Source organism: Limnohabitans sp. (assembly GCF_030158565.1).
In the GTDB taxonomy this organism is placed as follows: domain Bacteria; phylum Pseudomonadota; class Gammaproteobacteria; order Burkholderiales; family Burkholderiaceae_C; genus Limnohabitans_A.
In genome coordinates, this window is sequence record NZ_JAOASQ010000020.1 from 25,625 (window position 1) to 44,568 (window position 18,944).

The 18,944-nt window shown below is 62.2% G+C and carries 17 protein-coding genes and 1 tRNA gene; 8 read left to right on the forward strand and 10 right to left on the reverse strand.

Features of this window, described 5'->3' with window-relative positions; translation table 11 throughout:
* Positions 1 to 40: 40 nt before the first annotated feature.
* Genes Q1W40_RS03155 through Q1W40_RS03175 form a run of 5 tightly spaced genes read right to left on the reverse strand, consistent with a single transcriptional unit; the run spans position 41 to position 5,174 of the window.
* Entirely contained in the window at positions 41 to 1,558 is a 1,518-nt protein-coding gene (locus Q1W40_RS03155) for an ABC transporter substrate-binding protein (protein WP_300708784.1), read from the reverse strand.
* Entirely contained in the window at positions 1,555 to 2,385 is an 831-nt protein-coding gene (locus Q1W40_RS03160; protein WP_300708786.1) for an ATP-binding cassette domain-containing protein, read from the reverse strand. Before Q1W40_RS03160 ends, Q1W40_RS03155 begins: the two co-directional genes overlap by 4 nt.
* Positions 2,382 to 3,371 carry an ABC transporter ATP-binding protein gene (locus tag Q1W40_RS03165; protein ID WP_300708788.1) on the reverse strand — a complete coding sequence of 330 codons (990 nt, stop codon included), beginning with the start codon at positions 3,369 to 3,371 and terminating at the stop codon, positions 2,382 to 2,384. Before Q1W40_RS03165 ends, Q1W40_RS03160 begins: the two co-directional genes overlap by 4 nt.
* Positions 3,372 to 3,376: 5 nt before the next feature.
* A complete protein-coding gene (locus tag Q1W40_RS03170) occupies positions 3,377 to 4,219 on the reverse strand; it encodes an ABC transporter permease (RefSeq protein ID WP_300708790.1) in 843 nt (280 codons plus the stop codon).
* A complete protein-coding gene (locus Q1W40_RS03175) occupies positions 4,212 to 5,174 on the reverse strand; it encodes an ABC transporter permease (RefSeq protein ID WP_300708792.1) in 963 nt (320 codons plus the stop codon). Before Q1W40_RS03175 ends, Q1W40_RS03170 begins: the two co-directional genes overlap by 8 nt.
* Positions 5,175 to 5,217: 43 nt before the next feature.
* On the opposite strand from Q1W40_RS03175, the gene Q1W40_RS03180 reads away from it, so the two are divergent.
* From Q1W40_RS03180 to Q1W40_RS03190, 3 genes are all read left to right on the forward strand, one after another.
* Positions 5,218 to 6,237, forward strand: coding sequence for a P1 family peptidase (locus tag Q1W40_RS03180; protein ID WP_300708794.1), 1,020 nt, complete (start codon positions 5,218 to 5,220; stop codon positions 6,235 to 6,237).
* 262 nt (positions 6,238 to 6,499) lie between these two features.
* Positions 6,500 to 7,297 (forward strand): DUF6088 family protein, encoded by a 798-nt coding sequence (locus tag Q1W40_RS03185; RefSeq protein ID WP_300708796.1) that lies wholly within the window; start codon positions 6,500 to 6,502, stop codon positions 7,295 to 7,297.
* Entirely contained in the window at positions 7,290 to 8,048 is a 759-nt protein-coding gene (locus Q1W40_RS03190; protein ID WP_300708799.1) for a nucleotidyl transferase AbiEii/AbiGii toxin family protein, read from the forward strand. The genes Q1W40_RS03185 and Q1W40_RS03190 overlap by 8 nt, the downstream gene beginning before the upstream one ends.
* 138 nt (positions 8,049 to 8,186) lie before the next feature.
* On the opposite strand, the gene Q1W40_RS03195 is transcribed toward Q1W40_RS03190, so the two are convergent.
* Positions 8,187 to 8,263, reverse strand: a tRNA-Ile gene (locus Q1W40_RS03195).
* Positions 8,264 to 8,297: 34 nt separating this feature from the next.
* Positions 8,298 to 9,302 carry a heat-inducible transcriptional repressor HrcA gene (gene hrcA / locus Q1W40_RS03200; RefSeq protein WP_300708801.1) on the reverse strand — a complete coding sequence of 335 codons (1,005 nt, stop codon included), beginning with the start codon at positions 9,300 to 9,302 and terminating at the stop codon, positions 8,298 to 8,300.
* Between the two features lie 28 nt (positions 9,303 to 9,330).
* Between hrcA and Q1W40_RS03205 the strand changes: the two genes are divergently transcribed.
* Genes Q1W40_RS03205 through Q1W40_RS03220 form a run of 4 tightly spaced genes read left to right on the forward strand, consistent with a single transcriptional unit; the run spans position 9,331 to position 13,789 of the window.
* Complete coding sequence (locus Q1W40_RS03205; protein ID WP_300708803.1) at positions 9,331 to 10,224, forward strand: NAD kinase; 894 nt, start codon at positions 9,331 to 9,333, stop codon at positions 10,222 to 10,224.
* Positions 10,225 to 10,227: 3 nt separating this feature from the next.
* Positions 10,228 to 11,883: a DNA repair protein RecN gene (gene recN, locus Q1W40_RS03210; RefSeq protein WP_300708805.1), complete on the forward strand. Its 1,656-nt coding sequence runs from the start codon at positions 10,228 to 10,230 to the stop codon at positions 11,881 to 11,883.
* Complete coding sequence (gene rapZ, locus Q1W40_RS03215; protein ID WP_300708858.1) at positions 11,880 to 12,743, forward strand: RNase adapter RapZ; 864 nt, start codon at positions 11,880 to 11,882, stop codon at positions 12,741 to 12,743. The genes recN and rapZ overlap by 4 nt, the downstream gene beginning before the upstream one ends.
* Before the next feature lie 44 nt (positions 12,744 to 12,787).
* Positions 12,788 to 13,789 (forward strand): adenosine kinase, encoded by a 1,002-nt coding sequence (locus Q1W40_RS03220; RefSeq protein WP_300708807.1) that lies wholly within the window; start codon positions 12,788 to 12,790, stop codon positions 13,787 to 13,789.
* Between the two features lie 509 nt (positions 13,790 to 14,298).
* On the opposite strand, the gene Q1W40_RS03225 is transcribed toward Q1W40_RS03220, so the two are convergent.
* Genes Q1W40_RS03225 through Q1W40_RS03235 form a run of 3 tightly spaced genes read right to left on the reverse strand, consistent with a single transcriptional unit; the run spans position 14,299 to position 17,461 of the window.
* Entirely contained in the window at positions 14,299 to 14,997 is a 699-nt protein-coding gene (locus Q1W40_RS03225; RefSeq protein ID WP_300708809.1) for an ABC transporter ATP-binding protein, read from the reverse strand.
* The gene (locus Q1W40_RS03230; protein WP_300708811.1) at positions 14,990 to 16,222 is read right to left on the reverse strand and encodes an FtsX-like permease family protein; all 1,233 of its coding nucleotides are present in this window, start codon (positions 16,220 to 16,222) and stop codon (positions 14,990 to 14,992) included. The genes Q1W40_RS03225 and Q1W40_RS03230 overlap by 8 nt, the downstream gene beginning before the upstream one ends.
* Positions 16,223 to 16,234: 12 nt before the next feature.
* On the reverse strand, positions 16,235 to 17,461 hold the full coding sequence (locus Q1W40_RS03235; RefSeq protein WP_300708813.1) for an efflux RND transporter periplasmic adaptor subunit: 1,227 nt from the start codon (positions 17,459 to 17,461) through the stop codon (positions 16,235 to 16,237).
* A 126-nt stretch (positions 17,462 to 17,587) separates the two neighbouring features.
* Between Q1W40_RS03235 and purT the strand changes: the two genes are divergently transcribed.
* The gene (gene purT / locus Q1W40_RS03240; protein ID WP_300708815.1) at positions 17,588 to 18,724 is read left to right on the forward strand and encodes a formate-dependent phosphoribosylglycinamide formyltransferase; all 1,137 of its coding nucleotides are present in this window, start codon (positions 17,588 to 17,590) and stop codon (positions 18,722 to 18,724) included.
* Positions 18,725 to 18,944: the final 220 nt, after the last annotated feature.

Below are 18,944 nucleotides of genomic sequence, written 5' to 3' on the forward strand. Positions count from 1 at the left end.
TATAGCGGCATTTTTTGCCGCTTTCGGGCGGCGGCCAAAATTATTGCCAGGAAACGGCCGACATGTCGTTGGCAAAGACCGGAGAACTGGACCACAGTCCTTTGAGGCCTTTGCGGTACACCGCCGTGTTGGAGGCATTGAACAGGAACACGTTGACCGCATCCTGCGCAATCAGGCGCTGCATGTCACCAAACAGCTTGGTACGCTCTTTGCCAGATGCTTCCGAGTGCTTGGCTGCCAGATCGCGGAAAGCCTTGCTGTCGTAGCCCCAGTAGTAGTTGGGGTTGGCGTAGTTCATGTAGTCCAGCGGCTCCACATGGTTGATCACTGTCAGGTCAAAGTTGCCTTTGAAGGTGCCGCCCAGCCACTGGGCCCATTCGACGTTTTCGATTTTGGCGACGATGCCCACCTTGGCCAGCTGCGCCGCCAGGATCTCGCCGCCCTTGCGGGCATAAGGCGGTGGGGGCAGCGTCAAGGTCACGTTCAGCGGGGTTTGCACACCGGCTTCTTTGAGCAAGGCCTTGGCTTTTTCAGGATCGTAGGCGTACAGGCCACTCAACTCCACATAACCGGCATCGGTGGGGGCCATGTGGCTGCCGATCGGCTTGGCCAGGCCTTCAAACACGCCATCGATGAACGCTTTCTTGTCGATCGCATGCGACAGCGCACGGCGCACGCGCACGTCGTCAAACGGCTTCTTGCGGTTGTTGATGGTCATGATGCCCTTGCCGGCTGTGCTGCCGACTTCCACCACAAAGCGCTTGTCGGCCTGGAACTGCTTGAGGCTCTGGGGCGACTGAAAGCGTGGCATGCCATCGATGTCACCGGCCAACAGCGCAGCGACTTGCGCAGCCGAGTCGTTGATGAATCGGAACGTGACCTTCTTGATCTTGATGGCCGCAGGATCGCGGTAGGTGTCCGACTTGGACAGCGTCACTGCCGAGCCCTTGGCCCAGTTGTCCAGCTTGTAGGGGCCGGTGCCCACCGGCTTGGTGGCGGCATTGGCAGCGCTGTTGGGATGCAGGATCACCGCGGTGTTCTCGCCCATGCGGAACAAAAAGTTGCCGTCCGGGTTGTTGAGCACCAGCACCACGGTGTGGGCATCGGGGGTCGAGATGTGGCTGATGTTGTTGAACACCGCGCCTTTGGCCTTGTTGGTGCTCTTTTCGGCTTTGGCGCGCTCAAAGCTGAACTTCACGGATTCGGCATCGAAGGTCGAACCGTCCGAGAACTTCACGCCCTTGCGCAGCTTGAAGGTGAAGGCTTTGCCGTCGGCGTCCATTTTCCAGCTCTCGGCCAGCAAGGGCGAGACCGAGCCGTCCACGTTGATCTTGGTCAGGCCTTCGAAGATGTTGTAGTGCACGATCTCGCCAATGGCCGCAGCCGGGGCCATGGTCGGGTCCAAGCTGGTGGGCTCCAAAATCATGCCCAGCACCACAGTGTCTTTGCGGCTTTGCGCTTGCGACAAGGCAGGCGTCAAGGCCAAGCTGGCCGTGGCCAACAGGGCTACTGAACAGGCTCCCAACCAACGGCGGGAAATGGATCGATCGCGTTTCATCTTGACTCCTCAATGGGCCGGCTCCCATGACCGGGAATTGCCGATAACAAGGCCCGAGTGTAGGGGTGTTCGGGCCGTTTAAAAATTTGTTCTGCCGAGGCATGCTCCACCACGTGTCCGGATTGCAACACCAGCACATCGTCACACATCAAGTTGACCACCGCCAGATCGTGGCTGACAAAGAGATAACTCAGGCCATAGCGCTCTTGCAGGTCCATCATCAGGTTCAAGACCTGCGCCTGCACCGAGACATCGAGCGCACTGACCGGCTCATCGGCCACGATCAAGGCCGGGCGGGTGATCAAGGCGCGGGCAATGGCAATGCGCTGGCGCTGGCCGCCGGAAAACTCATGCGGATATTTGTCCAGATCGGCGCTTCTGAGCCCGACTTCGCTCAAGGCCAAATCAGCCCGCTCACGCTGCTCGGCCCGGCTCACAGGGCCGCCCACCGACAAGCACGCCAGTGGCTCGGTCACGATGTCCAGCACCTTCTGGCGCGGGTCCAGCGAACCATACGGGTCCTGAAACACCATCTGAAAACCACTGCGCGCACGGCGCAAATCGTCAGCACCCAGCGCATGCAGGTCCACGCCGTTCATCAGCACTTGGCCTGCGCTGGGCACATCCAGTGCCATGACCAAGCGCGCCAAGGTGGATTTGCCGGAACCCGACTCCCCCACCACGCCCAGGCTTTTGCCGGCCTCCAGCTTGAAGCTCACCTCCGACAAGGCCAGCAAATGGTCTGAAGGGCCCCAAAGCCGGGTCCGAGGCAAGGCAAAGCGCTTGCCCAGATGCCGCACTTCGAGCAATGGCGCTGCGGTGCTCATGACAAACTCCAACGAGGGCAGCTGACTTGATGCGCGGTGTCGCTGGGCAGCCGTGGCGCAATGGTCAACACCTCGGGCGCATGGCTGCGGCAGGCCTCAACGGCATCAGGGCAGCGGTCCGCAAACGCACAGCCCACAGGCAAATCCACCAAATCAGGCACGCTGCCTGCGATGGTGGTCAAGCGGGTGCCGCGTGCCAGGCCCAGGCGGGGCCGCGCTGCAAACAGCCCACGCGTGTAAGGGTGCGCTCTTTGCGCAAACAATTCGGGCGTGGCCGCACTCTCGACCACCGAGCCACCGTACATGACCATCACCCGGTCCACCTGGTCTCGCATCAAGCCCAGGTCATGGCTGATCAGCAGCAAGCCCATGCCGTCTTCGCGCACCAGTTGCTGAATCAGCGCGAGCACCTCCTTTTGCACCGTCACATCCAGCGCCGTGGTCGGCTCGTCGGCGATCAGCAAATCCGGGCTGCACGCCAGCGCCATGGCGATCATCACCCGCTGACGCTGGCCACCCGACAACTGGTGCGGGTAGGCATCGAGCCGCTCACGGGCGCGGGGCAGTTGCACGCGCTCCAGCAGCGCCAGCGCACGGGCTTTGGCTTGGGCTGCGCCCATGTTCTGGTGCAGGCGCAAGGGCTCGGCGATTTGTTGCCAGATCGGGTGCAGCGGGTTGAGTGCCGTCATCGGCTCCTGAAAAATCATGGCCATGCGGGCCCCGCGCAACTGGCACAGCTGCGGCTCGGGCATGCCCACCAGCTCGGTGCCATTCAGGCGCATGGAACCGCTGACCTGGGCGCGCTCGGGCAACAAGCCCATCAAGGCCAGCGCCGTGAGCGATTTGCCACAACCGCTCTCGCCAATCAGGCCCAGCGTTTGGCCCTTGGCCATGCTGAACGACACCCCACGCAAAGCCTGCGCCCAGCCCCGCGCCGTAGGCAAGCCCACACGCAAATCGTTCACTTGCAACAAAGGCGGTGTCATCGCGTTCACCTTTGCCGCGCCAGGCGGGGGTCGAGCACATCGCGCAAGCCGTCGCCCATCAGGTTCAGGCCCAGTACCGCCAAAGCGATGGCCACACCTGGATACACCGCCAACAGGGGCGCCTGGAACATTTGCGATTGCGCCTCGTTGAGCATGCGGCCCCAGCTCGCTTGTGGCGGCTGCGTGCCCAGGCCCAGATAAGACAAAGCCGCCTCGGCCAAAATCGCAATGGCAAATTGAATCGTGGCCTGCACGATCAGCACACTCGCGATGTTGGGCAAGACATGGTCGAAGGTGATGCGCCAAGGCCCCTTGCCTGCCGCATGGGCGGCCAAGGTGAAGTCCCGCGACCACACCGCCTGCGCCGCCCCCCGCGTGATGCGTGCGAACACCGGGATGTTGAAAATGCCAATCGCCACAATGCTGACCACCAGACCCGGCCCGTAAATCGCGGTCAGCATGATGGCCGAGAGCAAGGCTGGAAAGGCGAAGGTGAAGTCCGCCGCCCGCATGACCAGCTCATCCACCCAACCGCGCCGGGCTGCAGCCAGCAAGCCCAGGGGCACGCCGGCCCCCAAACCAATGCCCACCGCGATGAAACCCACCAACAAAGAGTTCTGACTGCCCACCAGCAAGAGCGAAGCGATGTCGCGGCCCAAGCTGTCGGTGCCCAGCCAATGCGCAGCGCTGGGCAAGGCCAGCTTGTTCGGGATGTCGATGTCGCCCACCGGGTAAGGTGACCACAGCAGCGACAGCAATGCGCTGGCCACCAGCAGGGCCACCATGCACCCGCCCGCCACAAAGCTGGGGTGACGCCAGGCGCGTTGCCAAAAGCCTTGCTCAAGCATGGGCCACCTTCAAGCGCGGGTCGATCCACGCGTACAACACGTCGATGGCGAAGTTGATCAGGATCACCAGGGCCGACAAAAGCATCACCACATCGCGCACCACGATCAGATCACGGTTGGCGATCGCCTGAAAAATCAGCCGCCCAATGCCCGGCAACACAAACACGTTTTCAATCACGATGGCGCTGGTGATCAGGTTGCCAAACTGCAAGCCCATCACCGTCAGCACCGGGATCATGGCGTTGCGCAGCACATGGCCCCACAAGACCTGACGCCGCGACAAACCCTTGGCACGCGCCGTGCGCACAAAGTCTTCGCGCAGGGTGTCCAGCACCGCCGAGCGCGTCACCCGCGTGAGGATGGCCGTTTGTACCGCCGCCAGCGCCACCGCGGGCAAAAGCAGGGCCTGGATGGCAGACCACACACCGCCGCCGCTGTCCTCGGTCCAGCCCGGGAAACCGCCCGCGCTCACCCACTGCAGGTGCACCGCAAACAGCAAGATCAGCAAGATCGCCAACCAGAAATTCGGAATGGCCAAGCCCAACTGGCTGAGCGTCATCACGCCCACATCGCCCGCCTTGTTTTGTTGAGAGGCCGCATAAATGCCCACCGCCAGCGCCACAGCCACCGTGAGCGCCATGGCCATCACGGCCAAGGGCAAGGTGACCTGCATGCGCTCGGCCATGAGTTCGGCCGTGGGGGTGTCATAAGAAATGCTGATGCCGGTTTGCCCCTGCAGCAAGCCGCCCATCCAGCGGGCATAGCGCACAGCTGCGGGCTGGTCCAAGCCCAGTTTTTCTTCCATCGCTGCAATCGATTCGGCGGTGGCGGTCTCGCCCAGAATGACTTGCGCCGCATTGCCCGGCAACAGCTCCAGCACGGCGAACACGATGACCGAGGTGGCCACCAGGGTCAGTGCAAAGCTGATCAGTCGTCTGAGAATGAATAATGACACGCTCTCGCCTAAGATGAATGACCGCCGACAACACGAGTTCGACATGACATCGCCAAAGATTGTAAACACCGCCACCGGCTCCATCGTGGATGTGCCGGGCCTGCAAGTCGGCCACTTCACGCACAGCCAACGCCCGACTGGCTGCTCGGTCGTGCTGGCCCCCGAGGGTGCCGTGGCCGCAGTGGATGTGCGCGGCGCCGCCCCCGGCACCCGCGAGACCGATTTGCTCGACCCGTCCAACCTGGTTGAACGTGTGCATGCCGTGCTGCTCAGCGGCGGCAGCGCCTTCGGGCTGGACGCGGCCAGCGGCGTGATGCGCTGGCTCGATGAACACGGCATCGGCTTTGAAACCGGCTATGGCCGTGTGCCCATCGTGCCGGCCGCTGTGCTGTTCGACCTGCCGGTGCTCCGCCCCGGTGACCCAGCCCACATCCGACCCGATGCAAAGGCCGGTTATGCGGCCTGCCAAGCGGCGTCCACCCAAACACCCGCCGCAGGCAATGTGGGCGCAGGCGCGGGCGCTTGTGTGGGCAAACTGTTTGGCCTGAACCGCGCCATGAAAGGCGGCATCGGCAACGCCAGCGTGCGCGTGGGCCCCTGGGTGGTCGGCGCGCTGGTGGCTTGCAACGCCGTGGGCGATGTACTGAACCCAGCCAACGGCCAGGTCATCGCCGGGGCCCGCACCGCAGACGGCCTGAGCCTGCTGGACACCCAAGCGGCCTTGCTGCGCGGCGAACGCAGCACCCGCCCCATGCCCGGCACCAACACCACCATCGGCGTAGTCGCCACCAACGCCACTTTGAGCAAAGCGCAAGCCCAGCGCCTGGCCATCAGCGCCCACGACGGCCTGGCCCGAGCCATCCGCCCAGCGCACACCACGCTGGACGGCGACACCCTGTTTGCCCTGGCCACCTGCAGCGAAACGGCTGCACCCGATTTGATGCTGCTCACCGTCATGGCCGCCGAAGCCACGGCACTGGCCACGCTGGACGCGATCTGCCAAGCGCGGGGGGTTGAAACGACTTTGGGGGTCTTGCCTGCGGCACAAGAACTGGGCGCATGAGGCTTTGAAAAGCATGGTCAGAAAAATCGATCATTTTTTAACAAATGGCGACAAGCCATGAGCCCACTTGCATAAGCCATCCTCTCGCAAGCTGCATTGGTAACTCCTATTGAAGAGCTGAGGGACATCGCTGCTGTTTCAGGAAATCAATAAAAATCTTTGGCGGTATCGCCAGTTCTTTAATCCTGGCAAGACGTTGCCCCCAGTGAACGCATAAGCCGCAATTTTTTACAATTAGTGAAAAATATATATACTTTCTGACATGAGCACTTCTCAAGTGATTCGGCAAGCCATAGCAGAACAGCCCCAGGGTGCGGTGTTCTCCAGTGCCGACTTTTTGTCGGCAGGAACGCGCGCAGCCGTTGACCAGGTGCTCTTTCGATTGATGAAGGTCGGGACGATCGTGCGGGTGGCCAGAGGGCTGTACGCCGCCGCTGGTCAGCGTGTGGATGCGCAAACGGTGGCCAGTGGCCTTGCGCGCAAGACAGGCGAGCGCGTGGGACTTGCACCAGTCGAAAGACATGGTGACGTACTGGTGGTGCCCACCTCAGGGCTGTCGCGCACCCTCAAGGCTGCCGGGTACACCGTGCAGTTCCAACGCATGAGCCAAAGGAAAGTCCAGCTCGCTGCCAGCGTCAAGGGCCGCGTCTTGCTTGCGCTATGGACCCAGGGCATGAAAAACCTCACGACGCTGGAGATTCAGCGCGCCACAGGAGACTGGGCCGAAGGCGAAATCGACAACTACGCAGCACTGATTCCAGCCTGGCTGCGCACAGCCATCCAGCAAGCCAATGCGCCACGCAAGTCCGTCAAGATCGGTTTGTCAGGTGCGTATGACTGGTCCAACCCGAACATCAAGGACGACGTGCTGATCGGGAAGGTGCTTGAGAAGCACAAGTTCGAAGATGTGGCGCGGCTGTGCTTCTACTACGGTGTCCCCAAGGTCAAACGCGTATTCAAGCGGCGTGCGTTTGAGCCGATGACCACTGCCAGTGTGACCCGGATGCTGGGCAACATCAGCAAAGGCCTGCGTACCTCACAGGAGCATGCCAATGCATAAGCTCAAACTGGAATTCATGCCAAAGGCAACGCAAAGGAACTTTGCTCGCCTCAAGGACGACCCCAGGCTGGCGGACTTCACCCTCGTCGGCGGCACTGCATTGGCCTTGCAAATTGGGCACAGGATCAGCGAAGACTTGGACTTCAATATCTTTGGCCAGAAATTGCCCATCAGAGCCATCGATGGGCTTCTGGATGAATTGGCTGCCGGTGGTGCCACGATTGAAAGCCTGATCACATCTGAACAAAAGCTGGGATTCAAGATCAATACGTCAGAGAACCTGGACCACTACATTCAGGACTACCTGATCGATGGTGCCAAGGTGACGTTTCATTCGCGCAATGAAGGTGATCGGCCCAAGGTTCAAATTGACTTCCTGAAGTCAACCCCCAAGGTGGTCGTATCCAAGGGCGGATTTGATGTGCTGGGCGTCGATGGGCTTCTTGTCATGAAAAGCATCGTCGTCTATGACCGCGTGAAGTCTCGGGACATCTACGATTTGATGGTCCTCACAAGAGATCATGGCTATACCCTGGACGATATCTTCACGGCCATCGATTCCTGCCAGCCCATCAGACACAAAGATCCTGAGCACTTCAAGAGCGTGGTCACTGGCGTGATTACGCTGAACAAAGACGAGGAGGGGTTTTCCAGCATCCATCTGAATGTGAAGATGGATGAGATCTACAAGTACTTCAAAAAACTGATCAACGACTATGAAATAAGGCTCGTTCAAAAATTGCGGACTTGATTGCGTATTGCTGCGATGAGCTGTCCACATAATCTGATATCCAGGACTTCCCTGCAATCAGCATGGCCTTGTGCATATGAATGAATATCCATCAGCGCGATGCACGAACGGCGTAGAGAGCAGTTCGCGGGTGATAAATGGTAGGGCGTCACGGACTTGAACCGTGGACCAAAGGATTATGAGTCCTCTGCTCTAACCAACTGAGCTAACGCCCCAACCGAAGCCGTGATTGTAGTGGGCCGAAGGGGCTTATTTGGACTGGCTCAGCGCATTGCTGACCAGTCGTGAGGTGATGTTGACGATCTGGATCATGCGGTCATAGGGCATGCGGGTCGGGCCGATCACGCCCAAGGTGCCGACGATCTGGCCGTCCACCTCGTAGGGCGAGCTCACGACCGACAGCTCCTGCATGGGCACGATCTGGCTTTCGCCGCCAATGTAGATGCGCACGCCTTCGGCCTGGCTGGACACATCGAGCAAGCGCATGAGCTGCGTCTTTTGCTCGAACAGATCAAATGCCCGGCGCAAATGCCCCATGTCACCCGAAAAATCGCTCACCGACAGCAAATTGCGTTCGCCCGAAATGACCACCTCGTTGTGGTCATCGGCCATGGCTTCCGAACTGACCCGGACGGCCGCCTGCATCAAGGTGGCGATCTCGCCTTGCAGGCTGACCAGCTCTTGCTGCACGCGGCTGCGCACCTGCTCGATGGCCATGCCTGCGTAATGTGTGTTGAGGTAATTGGAGGTCTCGATCAGCTGGCTTTGCGAGTAATCGGTCTCGGTGAACAGGATGCGGTTTTGCACATCACCTTCGGGCGAGACGATGATCACCAAAAAGCGCCGCTCGGACAGGCGCAAAAATTCGATGTGCCTGAACACCGAAGCCCGCTTGGGCGCCATGACCACGCCCACAAACTGCGACAAGCTCGACAGCAAATTGGCCGCGCTGGCAATCACCTTTTGGGGTTGATCGGGCGTGAGCGCCGGGGCCTGCAAGCCCGTGCGGTCCACCGTCAGCATGGTGTCCACAAACAGGCGGTAGCCCCGCGTGGTCGGGATGCGCCCGGCCGAGGTGTGCGGGCTGGCGATCAGGCCCAGCTCTTCCAGGTCGGCCATCACGTTGCGGATGGTCGCGGGCGACAGGTCCAGCCCCGAGGCTTTCGAGAGCGTGCGTGAGCCCACCGGTTGGCCGTCCGCGATGTAGCGTTCCACCAGGGCTTTGAGCAATAACTTGGCACGATCGTCGAGCATCGGGCCATTTTAATGATGTAATTTGCGCATGAGATCCCAATTCCGTCACGTTGCGCTGTTTGGCAAGTACCACACGACCACCCAAGGCGGTGCGCTGGAGAGCTCACGCCGGGCTTTGGACGATGTGGCCCAGTTCCTGACCAGGCAAGGCTGCGACGTGGTGCTGGACAAGGAAACCGCCCTGCACACCGGCCTCAACCAATACCCCATGCTGGAGATGACCGACATTGGCACCCAATGCGATCTGGGCTTGGTGATTGGCGGCGACGGCACCATGCTGGGCATTGGCCGGCAGATGGCCCGTTTCAACTTGCCGCTGATGGGCATCAACCAGGGTCGGCTGGGCTTCATCACCGACATTCCCCTGCAAAGCTACCAGGATGTGTTGCGCCCCATGCTGCAGGGTCACTACCAGACCGAAGACCGCAGTTTGCTGCAAGCCCACGTCATGCGCGACCAGCGCTCGGTCTTCAGTGCTTTGGCCATGAACGACGTGGTCGTCAACCGTGGCGGCACCTCGGGCATGGTCGAGTTGCGCGTCGAAGTCGATGGCCGCTTTGTCTCCAACCAGCGCGCCGACGGCCTGATCATTGCCACGCCCACAGGCTCCACCGCTTACTCGCTGTCGGTGGGCGGGCCGCTGATGCATCCGGCCATTGGTGGCTGGGTCATGGCTCCGATTGCGCCACACACCTTGTCCAACCGCCCCATCGTGCTGCCCGAATCGTCCGAAATCAGCATCGAGATCGTGGCTGGCCGCTATGTGAGCGCCAATTTCGACATGCAATCGCTGGCCGACCTGACCCTGGGTGACCGCATCATGGTCCAACGCTCCGAGCACACGGTGCGCTTTTTGCACCCCGAGGGCTGGAACTACTTTGACACGCTGCGCAAGAAAATGCACTGGAACGGGGGCGACTGAGCCGTGGCACTGACCCACATCACCCTGCGCGATTTTGTGATCGTGCGCGAACTGGAACTGGACCTGAACACCGGTTTTGGCGTCCTGACGGGCGAGACCGGTGCGGGCAAATCCATCCTGATAGACGCCCTGCAACTGGCCCTGGGTGCCCGGGCTGAGACCAGCGTGGTGCGCGAAGGCGCCAGCCGCTGCGAAGTTTGCGCCGAATTCGAGCCCACACCCGCTGTGGCGGCCTGGCTGAACGAAGCGGGTTTCGAGAACGAAGCCAGCCTGCTGCTGCGCCGCACGGTGGACACCACCGGCAAAAGCCGCGCCTGGATCAACGGCAGCCCCGCGACCGCCACACAACTGCGCGAGCTGGGCGAACATTTGCTCGACATCCACGGCCAGCACGCCTGGCAAAGCCTGACCCGCCCTGACGCGGTGCGTGGCCTGCTCGACGCCTATGCCAGCATCGACACCCGCCCGCTCAAAGCCGCTTGGCACGCCTGGCGCCTGGCCCAGCAAACCCTGGCCGACGCGCAGCAAGCGCAAAGCACCCTGGCCAACGAACGCGAACGCCTGGCCTGGCAAATTGGCGAGCTCGACAAGCTCAAGCCCGCCGCTGGCGAGTGGGAAGACATCAGCACCCAACACAGCCGCCTGGCCAATGCCCAAGCCCTGATCGACGCGGCCAACGAAACGACACTGCTGCTGGAAGGCGACGACGAAGGCGGCGCCCTGCGCCAGCTGTCCCGCGCCATCCAGAGCCTGCAAGCGCTGGGCCATGTGGAGCCCGAATTCAACGCCTTGGCCGAGGTTCTGCTGTCGGCCCAGGCGCAAGCCGAAGACGTGGCCCACAGCCTGCACAGCTACCTGCGCAAGACCGACCTGGACCCGCAAACGCTGGCCGAACTGGACGAGCGCATGGGCCTGTGGCTCTCGCTGGCCCGTCGCTACAAAAAGCCCCCCGAAGAGCTGCCACAGGTGCTGGTTCAATGGCGCGAAGAGCTGGCCCGGCTGGACGCTGCCGCCGATCTGGACGCGCTGGATAAAGCCGAACAAGCCGCGCGCTTGGCCTGCCTGCAAGCGGCGCAGCAGGTTTCGGCCCAGCGCCAAAAAGCCGCCAAACCCCTGGCCCAAGCTGTCACGGCGGCCATGCAGCAATTGGGCATGCAAGGTGGCCGCTTTGAGGTCAGCCTGCAAACGCTGGACGCCCCCGCACAACACGGCCTGGAAGAGGTGAGTTTTCTGGTCGCTGGCCACGAGGGCAGCACGCCGCGCCCCGTGGGTAAAGTCGCCTCGGGCGGCGAGCTCTCGCGCATCGCGCTGGCCATTGCGGTCACCACCAGCGAGCTGGGCGAAGCGGGCACCTTGATCTTTGACGAGGTCGACTCCGGCGTGGGCGGCGCCGTGGCCGAGACCGTGGGCCGCCTGATGAAACAACTGGGCCAACACCGCCAGGTGCTGGCCGTGACCCACCTGCCCCAGGTGGCCGCCTGTGCCGACCACCACCTGCTGGTCAGCAAAGCCGCAGCCCAAGGCCAGGTCAGCAGCCAAGTGCGCGCTGTCAGCGGCGAAGAGCGCGTCAGCGAAATCGCCCGCATGCTGGGCGGCGAAAAACTCTCGGCCACCACCTTGGCCCACGCCCGCGAAATGCTGGGCACCCCACAAGGCTGAACATGGACATCATCCTGATCACCGGCATGTCCGGCTCCGGCAAATCGGTGGCGCTGCACGCCCTGGAGGACGCCGGCTACTACTGCGTGGACAACCTGCCGCCCGAGCTGCTGATCCCCTTTGTCAAACTCGAAGAAGAACAAAAAGAGCAGCGATTGGCGATTGCCATTGATGTGCGCAGCGCCAACTCGCTGCACCTGATGCCCGAGCAAATGGCCATCCTGCGCGACATGGGCATGACGGTGAAGTCCCTGTTTCTGGACTCGTCATCCGACACGCTGATGCGCCGCTATTCCGAGACGCGTCGCAAACACCCCCTGTCCGGCGGTGACAAACCGCAAAACGACAAAGACCTGGCCGAGACCATCGCCTTCGAACGCGAGTTGCTGTCCGACCTGCGCGAACGCGCCCACGTGATCGACACCAGCTTGCTGCGTTCGGCCCAGCTGCAAACCTATGTCAAAACCATGGTCAGCGCCCCGTTTGCGCAACTGACGCTGGTGTTCGAGTCCTTCGCCTTCAAACGCGGCATCCCGACCGATGCGGACTACGTGTTCGACGTGCGCATGCTGCCCAACCCGCACTACGAAAGTGCCTTGCGGCCCCTCACCGGCATGGATGAGCCCGTACAAGCGTATTTGCGTCAGTCGGAAGAGTTTGTGCAAATGCAGCTGCAGATCGAAGGCTTTCTGGCGCAATGGATTCCCACCATCGAGCGCGATCACCGCAGCTACCTCACGGTGGCCATTGGTTGCACCGGCGGGCAGCACCGTTCGGTCTTCATGGTCGAGCAGTTGGCCCAAAGCTTTGGCAAACGCTGGCTCACCCTCAAACGCCACCGCGAACAAGACGGCAAATGACCCCGGGACGGTAAACTCATCGGTTTTGAATCTTCATACCGGCCATGTCCCACTACCACCTCTACGCCATCGGCAACGCCCTGGTCGACACCGAATACGAAGTCTCTGACGAACTGCTGGCTGCCATGGGCGTCAGCAAGCGGCACATGACGCTGATTGATACCGCACAACGCGCCGAATTGCTGACCCACGTGCAAGGTCTGCACGCCCGCCGCACCGGTGGCGGCTCGGCAGGCAACACGGTAGTGGCACTGGCCCAGCTGGGCGGCAAGGCGTTTTATTCGTGCCGCGTGGCCGACGATGAACTGGGCGCGTTCTACAGCCAAGACCTGCAAACCAACGGCGTGGCCACCAACCTGACCCACACTGCTGCGAAAGCAGGCCAGACCGGCAGCTGCATGGTGCTGGTCACGCCCGATGCCGAGCGCAGCATGTGCACCTTCCTGGGCGCCACCTCGCAACTCGACGCCAGCGCCCTGCACCCGCAGGACATCGCCAAGTCAAGCATCTATTACATGGAAGGCTACCTGGCCGCTTCGCCCACGGGCCTCGAAGCCGCTGTGCAAGGTCGCCAAATTGCCATTGAACACAAGGTGCAAACCGCGTTGACCCTGAGCGATGTGAGCATGATCAACTTCTGCCGCGCTGGCTTGGAAGCCATGATCGGCAACGGTCTGGACTACCTGTTCGCCAACGAAGAAGAAGCGCAAACTTGGTGCGGCACGACCGATTTGGACGTCATCATTGGCCAGCTGTCACAACTGGCCACCACGCTGTGCCTGACGCGTGGCCCCAAAGGCTGCATTGTCGTGCAAGGTGGCAACCGCATCGAAGTGCCCGCCGTGCCCACCAAGGCCGTGGACACCAACGGCGCAGGCGACATGTTTGCCGGCGCCTTCCTGTACGGCATCACCCACGGCCAAAGCCCCGCGCAAGCCGCCGCCCTGGCCAACCGCGCCGCCGCTGCCGTGGTCAGCCAACACGGCAACCGCCTGACGGCCACACAACTGCAAGGCATTGCCGCCCAAGCTGCAACGGCCTGCTGAGCTGGCCCGGGGCTGTAGATTTGGCCGTAGGCTGTTGATTTGGACCCCTGTCACCCCGGGCGAAGACCAGCCCCACTGTCACCCCGGGCGGAGACCCGGGGTCCATCCCCCTTGCATGCAGTGGATCCCGGATCAAGTCCGGGATGACAGGCGAAGCAAGTTGCCCTGACTTGTCACCCCTGGCGAAAACCCTGCCCCCTTGTCACCCCGGGCGGAGACCCGGGGTCCATCTCCCTTGCATGCAATGGATCCCGGATCAAGTCCGGGATGACTGAAAAAAAGAAGTCCGGAATGACAGGCGCAGCAAGTCCCCCTAACTTGTCACCCCGGGCGGAGACGCGCCCCCTTGTCACCCCGGGCGGAGACCCGGGGTCCATCTCTCTTACATGCAACGGATCCCGGATCAAGTCCGGGATGACTGATTAAAGAAGTCCGGGATGACTAAAAAAAAGTCCGGGATCACAGAAGCAACAGATTCACCCGACATTTTCAAACTGCACAGCACCACATCAACCACTTTGGATCAGGCCATCCACCACCTGGATGGTCTTGTCGCAGCGCTTGCCCAGCTCCGGGTTGTGCGTGACCAGCAGCACCGTGGTGCCCTGCTCCTGGTTGATGCGCCTGAGCAGTGCAAACACCGCATCGGCGCTCTTGGTGTCCAGGTTGCCGGTGGGCTCGTCGGCCAGCAACAGGGCCGGGTTCATGGCCAGGGCCCGCGCCAAAGACACGCGCTGTTGCTGGCCGCCGCTCATGTTGTTGGCCATGTTGTTTTTCCAGGGCGTCAGGCCCACGCTCTCCAGCAGGGCTTCGGCGCGCTCGCGCATGGCTTGATTCGGAAAACCCGCCGCGCCCAGCATGGGCATCATCACGTTTTCCAATGCGGTGAAGGCCGAGATCAGGTGGTGGTACTGGAACACAAAGCCAATGTGGTGCCCACGCAAACGCGTCAGCGCCTGATCGGCCAGCAGCGTGGTTTCTTCGCCCGCCATCTGCAGCAAGCCCGAGGTGGGCCGGTCCAGCAAGCCGATGATGTTGAGCAAGGTGCTCTTGCCCGAGCCCGAAGGCCCCATCACCGCGCAAAAGTCGCCACGGCGCAGCGTCAGGTCAATGCCATGCAGCACCTCGGTCTCGATGCCGGTGCCCACATTGAAGGCCTTGCGCACGCCCTGCAAACACACCACCACATCTTGCTGTGCATCAGCCATGGATCGCCTCCACCGGGTTCAAGCGTGCTGCCCGCAAAGCCGGTGCATAAGCTGCGGCCAGGCCCGTGAGTGTGGCCAAGCCCAGCGCCACAGCAAACAGCACCGGATCCAGCACCAGCGGGAACAACGGCGTGCCATCGGCATTCAAGGCCAGGTGTTGCCACAGCACCAAGCCCACCGCACCCACCACGCAGCCCAACACCGCGCCACCCCAACCCAGCAAGCCGCCTTGCAATAAAAACACGCGCAGCACCTGCCCACGCGAAATGCCCATCGCCCGCATGATCCCGATCTCGCGCGACTTCTGCACCACCGACACCACCAGCACACTGGCAATGCCAAACGCCACCGACAGGCCCACAAAAAACCGGATCGCCGTGTTGGCGGTGCTCTGCGCACTCACCGCCGCAAAAAACTGCGCGCCGGTCTTGATCCAGCTGTCGGCCTGCACGCCGGTGGCAGCCTGAATGCGCTGGGCCAGGATCTCGGCCGCGTACACGTCGCGCACCGTCACCTCGATGCTGGTCACACCGCCCAACAAACCCAACAGACTCTGTGCCGTGCGCAGCGCCACAAAGGTGCTGCGCTGATTGGCGCTCTTGTTGCCCAGGTCAAACACCCCGGTGATGGTCAAGGTGGTGGCCACACCCGCCGCATTGGCCACGCGCAGTTTGTCGCCCACATCCACGCCCAGGTCGCTGGCCAGGTCGGTGCCCACCAAAATGTCCTGCCCCGTCAAGCGCGGCGTGCCTCGCACGATTTTCTCGGGCAGCTTGACGATCTGAAAATAATCCTCAGCCTCCACCCCCGTGAGGCTGATGGCCCGGCTTGCACTGCCGCGCACCGCCAAGGCCGAACCACTGACCACCGGCGAGACCACCACCACATCGGGCATTTTGCGGATGTCGGTCACCAGCGATTGCCACTGGTCAATCGACTTGAGCCTTTGCAAAGGCGGCTGCACGATGGCCACATTGACCTCGCTGGGCGTGACCGCCTGCAAAGTGCGCGTGACCTCTTTGGGCGGCAAAAGCTGGATGTGCGCCTGCGCCGACAACACCCGCGCGATGAAGTTGCCCTGCAAGCCCGCCAGCAGCGCCGACATGAACACGATCACGCCCACCCCGATGGCCACGCCCACCAAAATGAACACCGTCTGCATGCGGCCTTCGCGCAAAAAGCGGATCGCCACAATCCATTCAAACGGCACCCAAGGCTTGAACATGCTGAGGCCCGTTCAAGGTTGCGCACGCACGCGCTGGCCTTCGCGCAGCGTATTAGCACCACCGCCAGGCATGGCGATCACGGCATCGCCCTCGCGCAAACCGGCCAACACCTCGACCCACGCGCCACCGCGCAAGCCCAGCCGCACCGGGCGGCGCACCGCATGGCCCGCATCGCGCAGCCACACCCAGGGCGCTGACCCATTGATGTCGTTGACGTGCCCCACCTGCAGCGCCAACGCTTGCGGCTTGCGCGCCACCGCCATGTCCACCGACACGGTCATGTCTTGCCGCAAAGTGTGAACAGGCTCCAGCACATCGAGCTTGACCTCCACCGCCCCGGTCTGCGCGTTGATGCCGGGGTTGATGTAGGCCACTTGGGCCTTGAACTTTTGCTGCGGGTAAGCATCGGCCGAGGCCAGCGCCTGCTGCCCCAGCGCGATCAGGCGCAGGTTTTTTTCATCGATCTGCACCACCAGCTGCGTGGCCCCTTCGGGTGACAAAGTCATCAAGACCTTGCCCGCTTGCACCACATCGCCCACCTCCACCGTGCGGCCAATCAACTGGCCACTCACGGGCGCCTTGACCACCGCATAGCGGGCCCTGGCGCCTACCACTTCGGCGTTGGCCTGCGCCTCGGCCACGGCACCCACGGCCAGGCTGTGTTCAGCGCCGCCGACTTGGGTCGATGCCACTTGTTTTTGTGCGGCCAGCGCTTGCGCATCGGCCAGCGCCAAAGCCTTGCGCGACTCGTCCAGCGCGGCCTGCCCGATGAAGCCTTGTTCAAACAAAGCCTGATTGCGCTGCCCGCTGGCCCGGGCGGCGTCCAAGTTGGCCTGTGCCTGGCGCAGCGTCTGCTGCACCACCGGCCCCTGCAAATCGTTCAACTGGCGCAGCCTGCCTTGTGCCTGCACCACGGCCAGCTCGGCCTGGCGCTTGGCCGACTGCAGCTCGGTACTGACCAACTCGATCAACACATCGCCCGCCTTGACGGCCTGCCCCTCCACCACCGGCACACGCGCCACCGTGCCGGTGATCTGCGCACCAATGTCCACCCGGTGCGGGGTCTCCACCCGGCCACTGGCCACCACGGTTTGCAGCAAATCGCGGCGCTGCACGGCCTCGGTCTGCACCTGCGGACCTACCCACCAGCGCCACAAGGCCGCGCCCAACAGCAAGGCCAGCAAGCCCAACATCAATTGACCGCCATGTTGGCGAATCCAGGTCCAAACAGCATTCATGAGGGCATTGTGTGGGGCCATGCCCTTGCCGCACATGATCCAAGTCAAGATCAGCCCATCCGCAGGGTGTGCGTCAGCCAACTGGGCAACAATAGAGGCTGTCCCTGATCTACACCCCTAACTCTTATGAAAAAAATACTGCTTTTGGGTTCTGGTGAACTCGGCAAAGAATTCGTCATCAGCGCCAAGCGCCTGGGCTGCCACGTCATTGCCTGCGACAGCTACGCCGGTGCCCCCGCCATGCAAGTGGCCGACGAGTTTTGCGTCTTCAGCATGCTGGACGAAGCACCGCTGCGTGCCGCCATTGCCAAATACCAGCCCGATTTGATCGTCCCCGAGATCGAAGCCATCCGCACCGAAGTGCTGCTGGAGGTGGAGAAAGAAGGCTTTGAAGTCATCCCCAGCGCCCGCGCCGCCAACCTGACCATGAACCGCGACCGCATCCGCGATGTGGCGGTGGGCCTGGGCGTGCGCACCGCCAAGTTCAGCTACGCCGAATCGGCTGAAGAGCTGATGGCCCGTGCCACCGAAATCGGTTTCCCGGTCGTCATCAAGCCCGTCATGAGCTCGTCGGGCAAAGGCCAAAGCGTGGCCAAGACCGCCGCCGACATCCAGGCCAGCTGGGACTACGCCTGCGCCGGCATGCGCGGCGACCGCCAGAAAGTCATAGCCGAAGAATTCATCCACTTCGAGTTTGAAATCACCCTGCTCACGGTGCGCCAGCGCAATGGCCAAACCCTGTTTTGCGAACCCATTGGCCACGTGCAAGAGCGCGGCGACTACCAATACAGCTGGCAGCCCCAGGGCATGAAGCCTGAGCAAATCAAAGCCGCACAAGACATGGCCGAAAAAGTCACCACCGACCTGGGCGGCGCGGGCCTGTTTGGCGTGGAGTTTTTCGTGACCAAAGACGAGGTGATCTTCAGCGAGCTGAGCCCCCGCCCGCACGACACCGGCATGGTCACCCTCATCAGCCAGAACCTGAGCGAGTTTGACCTGCATGCACGCGCTGTGCTGGGCCTGCCGATTCCGACCATCGAATGCGTCGAAGGCGCCAGCGCCGTGGTGCTGGCCGACAAGGAAGGCAAAGACCCCAAGTTCACTGGCGTCGAAGCCGCTTTGAGCGAGCCCGGCGTGGACGTGCGCCTGTTTGGCAAACCCACCACCCGCCCCTACCGCCGCATGGCCGTGGCCCTGGCCAAAGGCCCCAACGCACTGCAACGTGCGCGGGATGCGGCGGGCAAGATCAAGGTGGTGGTTTAAGTCGGGCTCACGCTGAGATGATGTGCCGTGACACGCCGATGGATCCCGGGTCAAGCCCGGGATGACAAATTGGCTGCTGATGACAAATTGGCTGGTGATGACAAATTGGCTGGTGATGACCAATTAGTTGGCGATGACGTGCTGTGTGTTGGGGCGATCTTGGGCTGACGCAATGGATCCCGGGTCAAGCCCGGGATGACACGGCAAGCGCTTACAAATT

Bases quoted from the DNA above. Each gene is read 5' to 3' on its own strand.
- hrcA (WP_300708801.1), bottom strand. From the start codon at position 9,302: ATGCTCGACGATCGTGCCAAGTTATTGCTCAAAGCCCTGGTGGAACGC.
- Q1W40_RS03185 (WP_300708796.1), top strand. From the start codon at position 6,500: ATGAGCACTTCTCAAGTGATTCGGCAAGCCATAGCAGAACAGCCCCAG.
- Q1W40_RS03165 (WP_300708788.1), bottom strand. From the start codon at position 3,371: ATGACACCGCCTTTGTTGCAAGTGAACGATTTGCGTGTGGGCTTGCCT.
- Q1W40_RS03235 (WP_300708813.1), bottom strand. From the start codon at position 17,461: ATGAATGCTGTTTGGACCTGGATTCGCCAACATGGCGGTCAATTGATG.
- Q1W40_RS03225 (WP_300708809.1), bottom strand. From the start codon at position 14,997: ATGGCTGATGCACAGCAAGATGTGGTGGTGTGTTTGCAGGGCGTGCGC.
- Q1W40_RS03230 (WP_300708811.1), bottom strand. From the start codon at position 16,222: ATGTTCAAGCCTTGGGTGCCGTTTGAATGGATTGTGGCGATCCGCTTT.
- Q1W40_RS03180 (WP_300708794.1), top strand. From the start codon at position 5,218: ATGACATCGCCAAAGATTGTAAACACCGCCACCGGCTCCATCGTGGAT.
- Q1W40_RS03190 (WP_300708799.1), top strand. From the start codon at position 7,290: ATGCATAAGCTCAAACTGGAATTCATGCCAAAGGCAACGCAAAGGAAC.
- Q1W40_RS03220 (WP_300708807.1), top strand. From the start codon at position 12,788: ATGTCCCACTACCACCTCTACGCCATCGGCAACGCCCTGGTCGACACC.
- Q1W40_RS03205 (WP_300708803.1), top strand. From the start codon at position 9,331: ATGAGATCCCAATTCCGTCACGTTGCGCTGTTTGGCAAGTACCACACG.
- Q1W40_RS03160 (WP_300708786.1), bottom strand. From the start codon at position 2,385: ATGAGCACCGCAGCGCCATTGCTCGAAGTGCGGCATCTGGGCAAGCGC.
- Q1W40_RS03155 (WP_300708784.1), bottom strand. From the start codon at position 1,558: ATGAAACGCGATCGATCCATTTCCCGCCGTTGGTTGGGAGCCTGTTCA.
- purT (WP_300708815.1), top strand. From the start codon at position 17,588: ATGAAAAAAATACTGCTTTTGGGTTCTGGTGAACTCGGCAAAGAATTC.
- Q1W40_RS03170 (WP_300708790.1), bottom strand. From the start codon at position 4,219: ATGCTTGAGCAAGGCTTTTGGCAACGCGCCTGGCGTCACCCCAGCTTT.